Consider the following 13,139-nt stretch of genomic DNA (forward strand, 5'->3'; position numbering starts at 1 on the left):
ATACGCACCACTGCGGGGGACAGGGTGGTGCGTGATGGCGGATCCGGCGATGAGCGTGACGCCGTACTGGGAGCTGACGTTCGACGCGGACGGCGACCCGGACACCGGCCGGCGGGACCGGCTGCTCGCGGAGGTGGTGGACCGGGGCGTCAGGGACCTGGTCGTCTTCGCGCACGGCTGGAACAACGACCGCTCGGGGGCGACCCGGCTCTACAGCCACTTCTTCGCCCCGTTCCCGGAGTTCGCGCCGGCGGCGAGGCTCGGGTACGTGGGGGTCGTATGGCCGTCGATGCGGTTCTCGGACGAGCCGATCCCCGACTTCCCTCGGGCGGTGGCCGCCGAGCTGCCGCCGCGTCCGGTGCTCGACAAGGACACCCGGCACGCCCTCCTGGAGACCTTCCCCGGACGGGCCACGGTGATCGACCGGCTGGCCCAGCTGCTGGATCAGCAGCCGCGGGAGGACGCGGAGTTGGCGGAGTTCGGGAGGCTGGTGCGGCTGCTGGTGGAGGTCGTGCCGCCGGGACCGCAGGCGCTGTTCGCGGCGGACACGCTCGCCGAGGGGGTGCCGCAGGACGAGCCGGAGATCCTCGCCGGGGACACGGCGGCCCTGTGCGAGGAGTTCGCGCAGGCCGTCGCGCACCTCGAAGACCCCGACGGGGTACGGGGGTTCGCGCTCCCGAACCCGTGGGACGGGGCGCACGAACTGCTGCGGCAGGGGACGTACTACGCGATGAAGCGGCGCGCGGGCACCGTCGGCGAGCGTGGGCTGGGCCGGGCGGTCGGGCAGCTCGCCGAGCGGGCGCCCGGGGTGCGGGTGCATCTGGTGGGGCACAGTTTCGGCGGCCGTCTGGTGTCGTTCGCGCTGCGCGGGCTGCCGGAGGGGGTGCACAGCGTCAAGTCGGTCACCCTCCTCCAAGGGGCTTTCTCGCACTACGCGTTCGCGACCCGGCTGCCGCACGACCCGCGCGCGGGAGGGGTGCTCCAGGGGCAGCAGAACCGCGTCGACGGGCCGCTGGTGTGCTGCTACTCCAGCCATGACTCGGCGCTCGGCACGCTGTATCCGCTGGCGTCGCGGATGGCGGGGGACGCGCAGGGGGTCGCGGACTTCGGCATCGGCCGGATGCTGGGCGACCGGTGGGGCGCGATGGGGCACGACGGGGTGCAGGCGGTGCCGGGCACCAGGGCCCTGAAGCTCGCCGACGCACTCGCCACGGAGTTGCCCGCGAAGGGGTGTGTGAACGTCGACGCGGCGGCCGTGGTCAGACGGGGCGGACCGCCCTCGGGGGCGCACAGCGACATCTGCCACCGCGAGCTGGCCCGGCTGGTGCTGGCGGCGGGCCGTGTCCACTGACCCGCCGCCAACAGCCTTACTGCGAGACGGTGTTACCGGTGCGAGGTGTACTCCACCACCTGCTGGAAGGTCGGACGGTTCTGCCAGCTGATGTTGTAGTGCTTGATGCCGCCCAGGGTGCGCTGCACGATCGAGTCGGCGCACCACTGGTCACCCGCCGAGCACAGGCTGTCGCCCGGGTAGACCTGGGCCGCCGTCTTGCCGGACGCGGTCTTCAGGGTGCTGACGAGGATGTCCCGGCATGCGCTGAGGCTGCCGCCGCCGCAGTACTTGTTCGCCAGCGGGCCCTGCACGTTCTCCCCGAGCACCGCGCGCACGTCCTTGTCGACGTAGCTCCACCAGCCGTACTGGAAGGAGCTGCCCGCGTGGGAGCCGGTGGGGCCGTGCGCGGCCGACGGGGACTCGTCGACGGGCAGGTTGGCCTGGAGGTCGGTGTACAGGGCGGTGCCGAGGCCCGGTTCGAAGATGCCCTTGGCCAGCAGGGGCCACCACGCGTCCAGGATGCGGATCGCGTCGGCGTCGGCGTACTTCTTCGAACCGGCGGAGGTCTCGGTGCGCTTGCCGCCTGCCGTCAGCCACGTCTGGAGCTTGGTGACCGCGGCGGCGGCCGTGGAGTCGGTGACCGTCGAGCTGTTGATCACCTTGAGCAGGTCGGGCAGGACGTCCTCGGCGCGCAGGTCGGTGAGGGACGCGTCGGCCATGGCCTTCACCAGCGCGGCCCTGGTGACCCCGCCCGCGGCGACCAGTTTCTTGACCCGGTCCTCCAGCAGGTTGCCGCGGTGCACCGAGCCGTCGCCCCAGGACGCGGTGGTGTAGTCCTTGGCCTGCTTGTTGTTCCAGGAGATGTAGTAGTCCTGGTCGATGGAGTTGGGGTGTGCGGAGGGCGGGGTGTAGTCGGCGGTGTTGGTCGTCGGGTTCCAGTTCCGCCACTCGTACGCGGCCTGCGCCCACACCGGGAACTCGGCGTCGACACCGGAGGCGCGCACGGGGTTGTCGCCGCTGTTGTAGTACGCGGTGTGCGAGGAGTCGGCGTAGAACCAGTTGAAGGTGTAGTTGATGTGCTGCACCGCGCTCTGGAAGGTCCCCGGGCTCTTCACGTAGTCGGGGTCGTTGAGCATCTGGAAGCCGATGATCGAGTCGGCCTCGTGCATGTAGGAGGAGCGCAGGGTGGTGTAGGCGACCTTCTTGCCGCCGACGGTCGCCCGGTACTCGACGGGACCGTACTTCGTGCGCCAGACCCGCATCGTGTACGACCCCGCGGCGGTGCCGTCGGCCGTGGTCGGGGTCCAGGAGTTCTTCTGCTCGATCTTGTCCATGGCCGTGCAGGTGCCGTGGTACAGGTAGTGGTAGTCGTCCTGGCACAGTTCGACGGCGTAGGTGTCGATGATGTCCTGGCCGGAGGTCGTGGCGGACCACGAGTAGTCCTGGCCGCGGCCGAGTTCGACGTACATGCTCAGGCCCGCGAAGGAGGCGCCGCGGGCGCTGATGCCCGGGCCCTGGATCTCCTGGAGCATCAGGAGCTGGGGGGCGAAGTAGCCGGTCTGGGGCCCGAAGACGGCGACCGGGTGGCCGCTGGCCGTGTACTTCCCGCTCACCACGAGGGCGTTGGACATGCCGCGCTTGGCGGAGGTGAGGGCGTTCGCGGTGGCCGTGGCGGAGGCGGCGGTCGCGCTCTGGTCGGCGCCGGTGCCCGTGGCGTCGTAGACCAGCGGCTCGGTGTTCACCGAACCGGCGTCGGGCAGCGCCTCGCCCTGCGGGTCGGCGGGCTTGGTGGCGTAGGGGAAGCTCTCGCCGTTGTGGACGGTGAGGACGGCCTCGGGGTCGTTGCGCTCCCGGAAGGACTCCCAGACCTCGGTGCCCTTCGTCACGCCGTACTGCTGCTGGGCGGCCAGCAGGGAGATCGCGTTGTTGACCTCGCCACCGCCTCCGGAGCCGAAGAGGGCGCCGATGACGGAGGCCAGGGCGACCAGGTCGGTGAGCTTGAAGTGGTCGATGGTGCCCGCGTTGGTGATCGAGTCCTTGTGTCCGGTCAGGACGTACTCGCCGGGGAAGTAGCGGCCGCTGTCGGAGGCGTCGATGTAGGAGTTGATGCCGGCGATGTAGGCGTTGGCGTCGGCGAGGGCCTGCTGGCCCCGGGCGCCGTTGGCCGCGACCGCGTTGTCGATCTGGGCCTGGAGGTCGGCCTCGCTGTAGGGGGCGTTGCGCCAGAACTGCTGTTCCAGGCCCTGGTTGGAGGCCGCCCCGCCGGCAAAGCCGGTCAGCTGGCCCCGGCCCACGTGCCGGAAGACGTCCATGAGCCACAGCCGGTCCTGGGCCGCCGCATAGCCCGCGCCGAACTCGGTGCCGTACCTGGTGGTACCGGTGATGTGCGGCACACCCGTCTTCTTGTCGCGGACGATCGTCACGTCGGTGCGGCCGGCCGGGCTGAGGGTGGAGGCGACCTGGTCGGAGGGGACCCCGAAGGAGGCGTCGTTGAAGAAGGTGTTGATCGTGGAGTTGGTGAGACTCGGGTAGCCCTTGGCCAGGTTGGCGTAGGGGCCGAGCTGGTCCTCCGCGTGGTCGGGCTGGGTGCCGAAGGCCTGGTTGAGGAGGACCTGCGCGAGGGTCGCGTTGCCGTTCTCACCGGGCGGCAGGATGTCGGAACACTGGCCGCCGCAGTAGTCGTTGGAGGCGGCCGCTGCCGCGGTCGTCGCGGTGGCCTCGGTCTGCGCGGTGGCCGAGGTCTGTGCGAGCGGGGACAAAAGACCTGCAACCAGGACGCATATGGATGCCGACTTCAGGAACCCGGAGAGTCTGCCGGGAGTTCTCAGTCTGTCAAGGAGGGTGCGCGGGTTACGGCGAGGCATGGCAGCTCCAACCGACGGGGGGTGTGCGGGGACGTTACCGCCGGTATCCCCGAGATTGAAGATGAACATGCGTCAAGTTTTGACAGGGGTGCGTGAGCTTATGGAGGGCATCGGAAATCGGATGGAGCCAAATCGCTTGTCGATACGTCTATTCGGCGAAGTCCGAACGACGACGCCGAAGTGACCGAAGTACAGGTGCAGGTGTGACGGAGGTGCAGGGCGATGGCCGGTTTCCGGAGTCTGGCGAGACAGGTGCGAGATCCGCGGTGCGATCTGGCGCTTCGGCGCTACTCACTGCGCAAGTGCCTTGAGAGGTTCGCTCCTTACGGGCACAGGGCGACCTGGGACCACTTGTGCTCCCGGGCAGGATTCGGTCCCGAGGACCGCTCCCCCGACCCAGCGCGGCTCGTGGCCGCACTGGAGGAACTGGAGGAGGCGCGTTCGGTCTGGCTGGCCTACGAGGTCGAGTTCGCCGAGCGGCGCAAGAAGGAGAAGCACGACGGGTTGCGCAGGCCGGGCAGTGTGGACGACTGGCACCGGCTGACCTGGGGCGGGTTCGGTGTCGCGTGGTGCGACGACCCCCGGGTGCACCCCGGTGAGCCGCTGGCGGAGGTGCTGCGCCGGCTGATCTCCGCGCTGGAGCGCGAGCCGGGCGCGGTGTGCCCGGTGTGCGACGGGGAGCGGCTCGTCTGGAAGTACGAACTGGACCACGAACCCTCGACGGGTCCGGTCTGCGTGGACTGCGGGATCCTGGTGCCGCGGCCCGTGCTCACCCCGGAGGCCCTGGCGGACGCCAGGCGCGGACGGCTGCTGGTGTCGGCCTAGAGCAGGTGCGCGCTGGGGGTGCGCCGGGGATGCCGCACCCCCTGTTTGTCGGGCCGTCGGGACTGTCGGTACCGACTGGCATCATCGAGTGATGGTGCAGGTGTGTCTGAACGGTCCGCGCGGGGCGGCCGACGGGACGGCGGTACCGCTGACGCCCGAGGCCATGGCCGAGTCGGCGGCCGAGGCCGTCGCGGCCGGCGCGACGGACATCCACGTCCACCCCAAGACGCCGTGCGGACAGGACAGCCTGTCGCCGCGCGTGGTCGCGGCGACGCTGGAGGCGATCAGGGCCCGGGTCCCGGTCCCGGTCGGTGTGACCACCGGCGCCTGGTCCGAGCCGGACCCCGCGGCGCGGCTCGCCCGCGTCCGGGAGTGGACCGTGCTGCCCGACCACGCCTCGGTGAACTGGCACGAGCCGGGTGCCGAGTCGGTGGCCGCGGCGCTGATCGAGCGCGGGGTCGGCGTGGAGGCCGGTATCTGGTCGGGGACCGATGCGGCGGCCCGGTTCGCGAGGTCACCGCTCGGACCGAGGGTGCTGCGGGTGCTCGCGGAGGTGGCGGACACGGACGCGGCAGAGGCCGCCGCGCACCGGCTCCTCGCCGACCTGGGCCCGGCTCACGGCCGCCCGGTGCTGCTGCACGGCGAGGACGCCGGGGCCTGGCCGGTACTGCGGCTCGCCGGGCGGCTGGGGCTCGCGACCAGGGTCGGCCTGGAGGACACGCTGGTTCTGCCGGACGGGCAACGGGCGCTGTCCAACGCTCAGTTGGTGGCCGAGGGGCTGGTCCAGTACGGGTGCGCCCAGCGCTCGTCGTAGGGCAGGGCGAGCAGTTCGGCCTGGACGGCCAGGTCGGCCTCGCCACAGGCGCGCAGGCGTGCGGGGGCGTGGGCGGCCAGCCAGGACCGGAGGGCGGCGAGCACCGGCGCCTCGTCGTCGTGGTCCCACCAGAGCCACGGCGAGGCGTCGGCGATCAGGTGGTACAGCCAGTCGCTCGCACAGCTGACGAGGTGCGCCTCGATGACGGGCCCGTCCCGGAAACGGTCGAGGAGCGGGGTCATGTCGTCCAGGATCACGGCGCAGGTCTCGAACACGTCGTGGACGGGGTACGGCGGCTGGGGGTTGGTGAGGGTGTCCTCCCACCAGGCCAGCACGAACGCCTCGACGGCTCCCGCCTGTCGCGTCGGCCAGGCCCGCCAGTCGACGCGGCTCAGACCGTGATGGGCCCAGCCGATGCCGTCCAGGCTGCCGTCGGCCATGGCGTGCGCGGCCTGCGGGAGGAGGCGGCGCATCACCGCCGGATGGTCCTCGAAGTGACCGGGGCTCTCGAAGACGAACCGGCGGACCAGATCGGCGGGCACCCGCGTGTACGGCGTGCGCAGATACGCGGTCTCCTCGGGCCCGTAACACCGCTCGCAGCCGGTCTCGGTGGGGCTCGCGAAGCCGTTGAAGACGGTGTCGATGTCGGCGAGGGCCACGGCAAGGGCCTGTGAGGTCATGGGAGTTCGTCCCGTCAGGACTCCGGACGCGGTGTCGCCGCCGGCCGAAGATCGCGACGCTACCAGGCCCCTGGAGGGGGAACCAGTGGTTTCCCCGAGGCTCGGTGACCGCCGTCGTGGCTCAGCAGCACTCCCCCGCCGCCCGTTTCGGTTGCCGTTCCCCGCTCTGCTGCACCAGCAGGCGTGACCCCGTGTGACGGTCGCCGAAGGCGTCGTCCGGGTTGGACAGGACGCAGGTGTCGAGGGAGAGGCAGCCGCAGCTGATGCAGTCGGTGAGGTGGTCGCGCAGACGGTTCAACTGCTTGATGCGCTCGTCCAGTTCGGAGCGCCAGGCCTCGGAGAGCCGCGCCCAGTCCTCACGGGTGGGGGTGCGTTCCTCGGGGAGCTCGGAGAGGGCGTCGCGGATCGTGGCCAGCGGGATGCCGACCCGCTGCGCGGCCCGGACGAAGGCGACCCGGCGCAGTGCGTCACGGGAGTAGCGGCGCTGGTTGCCGGTGGTGCGGCGGCTGCTGATCAGCCCCTTGGACTCGTAGAAGTGCAGGGCGGAGACGGCGGCGCCGCTGCGCGCGGCGAGCTGGCCGACCGTGAGCTCGTGGATCTTCTCGGGAATCTGGGGCACCCCTCGAACCCTACCCATGCCGCCACCCCCGCGAGTCCGTTGACAGGGACCCTCCGGCCGACCATGCTAAGCAGTCGCTTAGACATGATGGGGCGAGGAGGCCGGGACATGGCAGAGCCGAGGATCTTCACGGGCGCGGACGACCTGAAGGCTGCGGTGGGCGAGGAGCTGGGGTACACCGACTGGCTGGAGGTCGACCAGAAGCGCATCGACCTGTTCGCGGAGGCCACCGGCGACCACCAGTGGATCCACGTCGACCCGGAGAAGGCCGCCTCGGGCCCCTTCGGCACGACCATCGCGCACGGCTACCTCACGCTCTCCCTGCTGCCGCTCTTCGGGCCTCAGCTGATCAAGGTCGAGGGCGTGAAGATGGGCGTCAACTACGGGACGAACAAGGTCCGTTTCCCGGCGCCGGTGCCCGTCGGCTCCCGGCTGCGCGCCACCGCGCGGATCACCGGAGTCGACGACGTCGCGGGCGGTGTGCAGGTCACCGTGGCCTTCAGCGTGGAGCGCGAGGGCGGGGACAAGCCGGTGTGCGTGGCGGAGTCGGTGTCGCGGTACTACCTGTAGGGCCGCCGGTCGGGCCCGTGGGGGCTACTTCGCCGCCCCCACCATCCGCAGCACGAGGTCGGCGTCGAGCGCGCCGACCTCGTCGGGGGTCCAGGGGCCGTCGACGTTGAACCAGCGGGCCACGTCGATGCAGAGCGACATCACGGCGAGGGTGGTGCCCTTGACGTCGAGGACGTCGAACTCGCCGGAGGCGATGCCGTCCTCGATGATCCCGCGCACCACGGCGTCGCACTGACGGCGCAGGTCGAGGATCTCGGCGCGGGCGTCGGGGCCGAGGGAGTCGAGTTCGTACTGGACGACCCGGGCGGTGGTACGGCCGCCGGCGTGCCAGCGGACGAACGAGCTCACGGCGTCGGTCAGCCGCTCGGTGGCGGTGCCCTCGCGGCGGGCGGCAACCTGGAGGATCTCCAGGGCCTTGGTGTGGCCGATCCGGCTGATGCGGTGGAGCAGCTCTTCCTTGGTCTTGTAGTGGATGTAGAGCGCGGCGGGGCTCATTCCGGCCCGGCCCGCGATGTCGCGGGTCGTGGTGGCGTGGTAGCCGCGCTCGGCGAACGCCTCCACCGCGGCGACGAGCAGCCGCCGCGCCGCGTCGGGCGTGACCTCACCCCACGCCGACGTCTCGCCGTCGGCCGTCTCCTCCGCCGTACTCATCGCACGCCCCTCTCCACCATTCAGAGCCCCCACCATACCGCCGAACCTGAGCAACCGCTTAGCCTCCCCGCTCGGACGCGGGACGGCGGGAGGGCTGACAGGTCGAGGAGGACAGGCGGCGCCGGGAGGGCACGGGGCGCGGACGCCGATCAGAGGGTCGGCGGGGCCGGAGTTCACATCGCCCGACGGGGCCCGGCCTCCACCGCACCAGGGGCGTGGTTGCCGGGGAAGGGCGGGCCCGTGCGCATCCCGAGGCGGCCGACGTCCCCGCCCTCCGGGGTGGCGGCACACGGAGGGCCGGGGGCGGCGCGGCCTCAGAGCTTTTCGAAGGGGTCGTGTTCGGCGAGGAGTTTCTCCAGGCGGGCCTGGTCGACCCGGCTGACGATCTGTCCGGCCTCCTGGCGGTCGCGGATCACCTTGGCCAGGGTGAAGGCGGAGGTGACGAGGTACAGGACGGCGATCGCGAGGAACCCCCGCACCCAGGCATCCGCGTTCAGCCGGAAGATACCGATGGCCGTGGCCGCCATGGCCACGCCGAAGGAGGCGACGGCCTGTCCGTAGAAGGCCGCCGTGTTCTGCTGCTTGACCGGTGTCTCACTCATGGACAGAGTCTCGGCCGACCGCGACCGCGGCCACATCCGCTCAGGTACTCAGCCCGTACTCAGAAAGCCGACACACCCGTCAACGCCCGCCCGATCACCAGCTTCTGGATCTGGCTCGTGCCCTCGTACAGGGTCATCACGCGCGCGTCCCGCAGCAGTTTGCCCACCGGGTACTCGTCGATGTAGCCGTACCCGCCGAACACCTGCACCGCGTTGTTCGCGGCCCGCACCGCGGCCTCCGAGGCGAACAGCTTGGCCTTGGAGGACTCCACGGCGAAGGGCAGGCCGCGGTCGATCAGATCGGCGACCCGCCAGGTCAGCAGCCGCGCCGCGTCCACGTCCACGGCGATGTCGCTGATCAGCTCCTGGACCAGCTGGTGCCCCGCGATCGGCTTGCCGAACTGCTCGCGCTCACCGGCGTACCGGACCGCCGCGTCCAGCGCGGCCTGCGCGATCCCCACGCACCCCGCCGCCACCGACATCCGCCCTTTGGCCAGCGCGGACATCGCGACGGAGAACCCCTTGCCCTCGGGTGCCAGCATCGCGGAGGCCGGCACCCGCACCCCCTCCAGAACCAGCTCGGCGGTCGCCTGTCCGCGCAGGCCCAGCTTGCCGTGGACGGTCCGGCGGGTCAGACCGGGGGTGTCTGTCGGCACCAGGAACGCGGAGACGCCCTTGTGCCCGGGCGCGTCCGTCGAGCGGGCGAACAGGAGCACCACATCGGCCCAGGTCCCGTTGGTGATGAACATCTTGGTGCCGTCGATGACGTACTCGTCGCCGTCCCGCACCGCGCGGGTGGCCAGGTTTCCCGCGTCGGAGCCGGTCCCGGGCTCGGTGAGGCCGAAGCAGCCGACGTACTCCCCGGAGGTGAGCCCCGGCAGCCAGCGCCGCTTCTGCTCCTCGCTCCCCCAGGCCGCGACCGTCTTGGCGACCAGCCCCAGGGAGACCGACACGATCCCGCGCACGGAGGAGTCGCCCCGCCCGAGCTCCTCGGTGACCAGGCAGTACGCGAGATGGTCGCCGCCCGAGCCGCCGTACTCCTCGTCGATCGTCAGCCCGAGGAACCCCACCTCGCCGAGCTTCTTCACGACAGCTCGGTCGACGTCCTCGGCGCGGTCCCAGGCGACGACATGGGGGGTGATCTCACGCTCCACGAAGTCCCGCGCCAACCGCCGGACGGCGGTCTGCTCCTCGCTGAGCCCCAGGTCGACCACGAGATCACCCCACTGTGAGAGACAGGCATGCATGAAGGCAGGAGAGACAACTTTAAATTAGCACTGCTAGTTTATCTTCCGCCGCCCTACTATGTGCGCCATGGCCCGACCGCGCAAGCCCCTCCTCAGCACCGACCGGATCGTCGAGACGGCCCGCGCGCTCGTGGACACCGAGGGTCTGGCGGGCCTCTCCACCCGCCGGCTCGCCGCGGAGCTCGGGGTCAGCGGCCCGTCCCTGTACAACCATTTCCGCACGAAGGACGAGATCCTGGAGGCGGTCGCCGACTCGGTGAGCGCCCAGGTCGACCTGTCGATGTTCCAGGACGGCCGACCGTGGCGGACCGCCCTGCACGACTGGGCCGTCTCCTACCGCTCTGCCCTGCGCGACCACCCGAACATCGTCCCGGTCCTGGCCCAGGGCCCCGGCCGCCGCCCGGCGGGGCTCCGGCTCGCCGACGCGGTCTACGGCGCGATGGTCGACGCGGGCTGGCCCCCGGCCCAGGCCACCTCCATCGGTGCGCTGATGCGGTACTTCATCATGGGCTCGGCACTCGGCTCCTTCGCGGGCGGCTTCGTGGACGACGCGAGCGCGTACGACCCGGCCGACTATCCCCACCTCGGCCAGGCCCACCTGCTCGCGGAACAGCAGGAGAAGATCGACGAGCGGGCCTTCGAGACGGGCCTCGGGGCTCTGCTGGACGGTCTCGCCCAGCAGTACGAGCAGGTCGGACGCACGGCGTAGCGGCGCCCGTCGGCAGAGCAACTCCGGGGTCGCCACCGATACGTCCCGCGGGCCCAGCGATGGCACAGGGCACAGGCACGGCAACGCACGCGTCCGAAATCCGCGAGCTTTCCGACCCCGTGTCTTCCTACCCTCAGGAGCATGATGAACTCCCGCCGCACCGAACTGCTGGCAGCCGGCGCAGCCACCGTCACCGTCGTCCTGTGGGCCTCCGCCTTCGTCTCCATCCGCAGCGCGGGCGAGGCCTACTCCCCCGGCGCGCTGGCCCTCGGCCGGCTCCTGTCCGGCGCACTCGCCCTGGGCGTGCTCTGCCTGGTACGGCGGGAAGGTCTGCCGCCCCGCGAGGCCTGGCGAGGCATCGCCGTCTCCGGCGTCCTCTGGTTCGGCTTCTACATGGTCGTCCTGAACTGGGGCGAACAGCAGGTCGACGCGGGCACCGCAGCCCTCGTCGTGAACGTCGGCCCCCTGCTGATCGCCCTGCTCGGCGCCCGTCTGCTCGGCGACGCGATGCCGCCCCGCCTGCTGGCCGGCATGGCGGTGTCCTTCGCGGGCGCGGTCACCGTGGGCCTGTCGATGACGGACGAGGGCGGCTCCTCCGTGCTCGGCGTGGTGCTGTGCCTGCTCGCGGCGATCGCCTACGCGGGCGGGGTCGTCGCCCAGAAGCCCGCCCTCGGGTCGGCGAGCCCCCTCCAGGTGACGACGTTCGGCTGCCTGGTCGGAGCCGTCGTCTGCCTGCCGTTCGCCGGGCAGCTGGTGTCGGAGGCGGCCCACGCCCCCGCCTCCGCGACGTTCAACATGGTCTACCTGGGCGTCTTCCCGACCGCCCTGGCCTTCACCACCTGGGCCTACGCCCTCGCCCGTACGACGGCCAGCCGGATGGGCGCGACCACGTACGCGGTGCCCGCCCTGGTCGTCCTGATGTCCTGGCTGGCGCTCGGCGAGGTCCCCGGGCTGCTCACCCTCGTGGGCGGGACGCTGTGCCTGGCGGGCGTGGCGGTGTCCCGGTCCCGGGCCCGGACCGCCGCGGGCCCGGTGACGGTGGCGGCGACCGCGACGGCACCGGTCCCGCGGCCCGAGAAGGCCTCGGACCCCTCGTGACCGTGCTCTCCCCGTGAACGTGCGCCGCCCACGGGGGCCGTCGGTCAGAACACCACCAACGCCCTGCCGCCCTTGCCCGCCAGCATGGTGTCGAAGGCCGCCGGGATGCCGTCCAGGGTGATCCGCTCGGTCACGAGCATCCCGAGGTCCAGGCGGCCCGCCCGGACGTGCTCGGCGAGCACCGGCAGGTCCTGGGCCGGGTCGGAGTTGCCGTAGACGCAGCCCGTGAGGGTCCGTCCCCAGTGGAAGATCTCCAGGGCGTTGAAGGTGACCTGCTGGTCCTTGCCGCCGATGCCGACGACCGTCGTACGGCCGCCGCGGCGGGTGGAGTCCCAGGCCGTGCGGATGGTCGAGGCGCGGCCGACGCACTCGACGGCCACGTCCACGCCCTGCTTTCCGGTGAGGCCCCTGACCTCACGGGCGGTGTTCTCGGAGGCGATCACGTAGTCCGTGGCCCCGGCGGCGCGCGCCAACTCCTCCTTCTCCGGGGAGACATCGACCGCGACGATCCGCGAGGCGCCCGCGATCCGGGCCGCCTGGAGCGCGGCCAGGCCGACTCCGCCGACGCCGTACACGGCGACCGTCTCGCCCTCGCGGACCCGGGCCGCGTGGTGGACGGCGCCGTAGCCGGTGAGCACGGCACAGCCCAGGAGGGCCGCGTCGGTGAGCGGGATGCCCTCGGGGAGGGGCAGGAGGCAGGACTGCGAGACGACCGTCTCCTCGGCGAACGCGGCGACGTTCAGTCCGGGGTGGAGGTCGGTGCCGTCGGCGGTGCGGGCGTGGACGTCGGCGGCGCCGTTGAGGGCGTTGGCGCACAGCCAGACCTCGCCGAGCGAGCAGGCGTGGCAACTGCCGCAGGACGGAGCCCAGTTGAGGACGACTCCGTCGCCGGGCGCCACCCCGGTGACGCCCTCGCCCACGGCGACGACGGTGCCCGCGCCCTCGTGGCCGAGGACGGCCGGGACGGGGACGCGCATGGTGCCGTTGGACAGGGACAGGTCGGAGTGGCAGACCCCGGCGGCGGCGAGACGGACCCGGACCTGGCCGGGACCGGGGTCCGGGAGCTCGATGTCGGTGACCTCGAGGGGAGCGCCCACGGCGGGGAGAACTGCTGCGCGAACCACGTG

The 13,139-nt window shown here is 71.6% G+C and carries 13 protein-coding genes; 6 read left to right on the forward strand and 7 right to left on the reverse strand.

Annotation, left to right across the window (positions count from 1 at the left end):
* Window positions 1–34 precede the first annotated feature (34 nt).
* Window positions 35–1,351, forward strand: coding sequence for a hypothetical protein (locus tag H295_RS0131460; protein ID WP_020139322.1), 1,317 nt, complete (start codon window positions 35–37; stop codon window positions 1,349–1,351).
* A 32-nt stretch (window positions 1,352–1,383) separates the two neighbouring features.
* On the opposite strand, the gene H295_RS0131465 is transcribed toward H295_RS0131460, so the two are convergent.
* Window positions 1,384–4,197: a penicillin acylase family protein gene (locus H295_RS0131465; RefSeq protein ID WP_028809922.1), complete on the reverse strand. Its 2,814-nt coding sequence runs from the start codon at window positions 4,195–4,197 to the stop codon at window positions 1,384–1,386.
* 222 nt (window positions 4,198–4,419) lie between these two features.
* Between H295_RS0131465 and H295_RS0131470 the strand changes: the two genes are divergently transcribed.
* Both H295_RS0131470 and H295_RS0131475 read left to right on the forward strand, forming a co-directional pair.
* Complete coding sequence (locus tag H295_RS0131470) at window positions 4,420–5,022, forward strand: hypothetical protein (RefSeq protein ID WP_028809923.1); 603 nt, start codon at window positions 4,420–4,422, stop codon at window positions 5,020–5,022.
* Between the two features lie 91 nt (window positions 5,023–5,113).
* A complete protein-coding gene (locus tag H295_RS0131475; RefSeq protein WP_020139325.1) occupies window positions 5,114–5,836 on the forward strand; it encodes a 3-keto-5-aminohexanoate cleavage protein in 723 nt (240 codons plus the stop codon).
* Here the strand turns inward: H295_RS0131475 and H295_RS0131480 are convergent.
* Together H295_RS0131480 and soxR are read right to left on the reverse strand one after the other, a co-directional pair.
* On the reverse strand, window positions 5,782–6,516 hold the full coding sequence (locus tag H295_RS0131480) for a hypothetical protein (RefSeq protein WP_020139326.1): 735 nt from the start codon (window positions 6,514–6,516) through the stop codon (window positions 5,782–5,784). The two genes, H295_RS0131475 and H295_RS0131480, sit on opposite strands and share 55 nt — an antisense overlap.
* A 121-nt stretch (window positions 6,517–6,637) precedes the next feature.
* Complete coding sequence (gene soxR, locus H295_RS0131485; protein WP_020139327.1) at window positions 6,638–7,135, reverse strand: redox-sensitive transcriptional activator SoxR; 498 nt, start codon at window positions 7,133–7,135, stop codon at window positions 6,638–6,640.
* Window positions 7,136–7,243: 108 nt separating this feature from the next.
* Between soxR and H295_RS0131490 the strand changes: the two genes are divergently transcribed.
* On the forward strand, window positions 7,244–7,705 hold the full coding sequence (locus tag H295_RS0131490; protein WP_020139328.1) for a MaoC family dehydratase: 462 nt from the start codon (window positions 7,244–7,246) through the stop codon (window positions 7,703–7,705).
* 24 nt (window positions 7,706–7,729) lie between these two features.
* Here the strand turns inward: H295_RS0131490 and H295_RS0131495 are convergent, their stop codons facing one another.
* The 3 genes from H295_RS0131495 to H295_RS0131505 form a co-directional block, all read right to left on the reverse strand.
* Window positions 7,730–8,356: a TetR/AcrR family transcriptional regulator gene (locus H295_RS0131495; protein ID WP_020139329.1), complete on the reverse strand. Its 627-nt coding sequence runs from the start codon at window positions 8,354–8,356 to the stop codon at window positions 7,730–7,732.
* 314 nt (window positions 8,357–8,670) lie between these two features.
* The gene (locus H295_RS0131500; RefSeq protein WP_028809924.1) at window positions 8,671–8,958 is read right to left on the reverse strand and encodes a YiaA/YiaB family inner membrane protein; all 288 of its coding nucleotides are present in this window, start codon (window positions 8,956–8,958) and stop codon (window positions 8,671–8,673) included.
* Window positions 8,959–9,017: 59 nt separating this feature from the next.
* The gene (locus H295_RS0131505) at window positions 9,018–10,205 is read right to left on the reverse strand and encodes an acyl-CoA dehydrogenase family protein (RefSeq protein ID WP_051135639.1); all 1,188 of its coding nucleotides are present in this window, start codon (window positions 10,203–10,205) and stop codon (window positions 9,018–9,020) included.
* Between the two features lie 67 nt (window positions 10,206–10,272).
* Here H295_RS0131505 and H295_RS0131510 point away from each other — a divergent pair, with 67 nt between their 5' ends.
* Complete coding sequence (locus tag H295_RS0131510) at window positions 10,273–10,914, forward strand: TetR/AcrR family transcriptional regulator (protein WP_020139332.1); 642 nt, start codon at window positions 10,273–10,275, stop codon at window positions 10,912–10,914.
* A gap of 144 nt (window positions 10,915–11,058) precedes the next feature.
* A complete protein-coding gene (locus tag H295_RS0131515; RefSeq protein WP_020139333.1) occupies window positions 11,059–12,012 on the forward strand; it encodes a DMT family transporter in 954 nt (317 codons plus the stop codon).
* A 44-nt stretch (window positions 12,013–12,056) separates the two neighbouring features.
* On the opposite strand, the gene H295_RS0131520 is transcribed toward H295_RS0131515, so the two are convergent.
* On the reverse strand, window positions 12,057–13,136 hold the full coding sequence (locus H295_RS0131520; protein WP_028809925.1) for a Zn-dependent alcohol dehydrogenase: 1,080 nt from the start codon (window positions 13,134–13,136) through the stop codon (window positions 12,057–12,059).
* Window positions 13,137–13,139: the final 3 nt, after the last annotated feature.

This window comes from Streptomyces sp. 351MFTsu5.1, from assembly GCF_000383655.1.
GTDB classification, from domain to species: Bacteria; Actinomycetota; Actinomycetes; order Streptomycetales; family Streptomycetaceae; genus Streptomyces; species Streptomyces griseorubiginosus.

Bases quoted from the DNA above. Each gene is read 5' to 3' on its own strand.
- H295_RS0131460 (WP_020139322.1), top strand. From the start codon at position 35: ATGGCGGATCCGGCGATGAGCGTGACGCCGTACTGGGAGCTGACGTTC.
- H295_RS0131465 (WP_028809922.1), bottom strand. From the start codon at position 4,197: ATGCCTCGCCGTAACCCGCGCACCCTCCTTGACAGACTGAGAACTCCC.
- H295_RS0131470 (WP_028809923.1), top strand. From the start codon at position 4,420: ATGGCCGGTTTCCGGAGTCTGGCGAGACAGGTGCGAGATCCGCGGTGC.
- H295_RS0131475 (WP_020139325.1), top strand. From the start codon at position 5,114: ATGGTGCAGGTGTGTCTGAACGGTCCGCGCGGGGCGGCCGACGGGACG.
- H295_RS0131480 (WP_020139326.1), bottom strand. From the start codon at position 6,516: ATGACCTCACAGGCCCTTGCCGTGGCCCTCGCCGACATCGACACCGTC.
- H295_RS0131490 (WP_020139328.1), top strand. From the start codon at position 7,244: ATGGCAGAGCCGAGGATCTTCACGGGCGCGGACGACCTGAAGGCTGCG.
- H295_RS0131495 (WP_020139329.1), bottom strand. From the start codon at position 8,356: ATGAGTACGGCGGAGGAGACGGCCGACGGCGAGACGTCGGCGTGGGGT.
- H295_RS0131500 (WP_028809924.1), bottom strand. From the start codon at position 8,958: ATGAGTGAGACACCGGTCAAGCAGCAGAACACGGCGGCCTTCTACGGA.
- H295_RS0131505 (WP_051135639.1), bottom strand. From the start codon at position 10,205: ATGCATGCCTGTCTCTCACAGTGGGGTGATCTCGTGGTCGACCTGGGG.
- H295_RS0131510 (WP_020139332.1), top strand. From the start codon at position 10,273: ATGGCCCGACCGCGCAAGCCCCTCCTCAGCACCGACCGGATCGTCGAG.
- H295_RS0131515 (WP_020139333.1), top strand. From the start codon at position 11,059: ATGAACTCCCGCCGCACCGAACTGCTGGCAGCCGGCGCAGCCACCGTC.